Here is a 1,158-nt window from a genome sequence, read left to right on the forward strand (position 1 = left end):
CCAGTAAAATACGAAAAAGATGCTAGTCGCGAAAAAGGTCAAGATAATATTACTATTCCAGGAAAAGATGGAAGTAAGACAACCACAACGACTTACACAGTAAATCCAAACAGTGGAGAAGCTATTGCACATGTAGGAGAGCCAGTAATAGTAAATCCAACAGAAACAATAGTTAAAGTCGCAGCTAAGGATAAAGTAGTAGAAACACTGATTGAACCCGCAGTGGTTTATGAAAAAGACGACACTCGTGACTTTGGTACACCAGACGAGCCTAGAGAAGGAGTAAAAGGAAAATCTGTAACGACTACAAGGTATGACGTTAATCCAAATAATGGAACAGTCACAGAACACGTTGGTAAGCCAGTGGTCACACCAGCTGGTAAAACAATAGTTAAGATTGGAGCTAAAACTAAGGTTGAGCGTAGCAAGGATGAGCAAGGTCGTGAAGTTATCAACACTACAACTTATGAAGTTGATCCAAAAACCGGTAAGGTAACTCCTACAACAGTAACTACTTACGGAACAAAGAAAGAACCAACTGTTGAGAAGAGAGTAGTACCATCTCCAGTAGTTTACGAAAAAGATGGTACGAAAGAAAAAGGTATTGAAGCAATCACCGTTAAAGGTGAAGAGGGTGAAGATACAATCACAACAACGTACAAAGTAAATCCAACAACAGGGGAAATTACCCCAAGTGTAGGAAAACCAGTTCGTACGAAAAAACCAACTAATACTATTGTTAAAGTTCCAGCGAAGGATAAAGTAGAAGTAAGAGGAATCCCATTATCTAAGAGATACGTAAAAGATGCTAGTAGGGAAAAAGGTCAAGATAATATTACTATTCCAGGAAAAGATGGAAGTAAGACAACGACAACGACCTACGCAGTAAATCCAAATAATGGGGAAGTTACTCCAAATGTAGGAGAGCCAGTAATAGTAAATCCAACGGATACAATTATCAAAGTAGCAGCAAAAGATAAAGTAGTATACTCTAAAGACGGAGATAACATTGTCAAAGAAGTTACTACCTATACAGTAAATCCAACCAATGGAAACATCACAGAGCATACAACAAAAGAAACGTTTAAAGAAAACGGATTGAAGGATAAAGTAGAAGTAGAAACAATCCCATCCCCAGTAAAATACGAAAAAGATGCT

The 1,158-nt window shown here is 37.8% G+C and carries 1 protein-coding gene; it reads left to right on the top strand.

Going from position 1 to position 1,158, the window contains the following annotated elements; all coding sequences use genetic code 11:
- A partial coding sequence (locus ADI58_RS03110) for a G5 domain-containing protein (protein WP_049521417.1) occupies positions 1-1,158 on the top strand: 1,158 nt, incomplete at both ends.

This window comes from Streptococcus mitis (genome assembly GCF_001074635.1).
Taxonomy (GTDB): Bacteria; Bacillota; Bacilli; order Lactobacillales; family Streptococcaceae; genus Streptococcus; species Streptococcus mitis_E.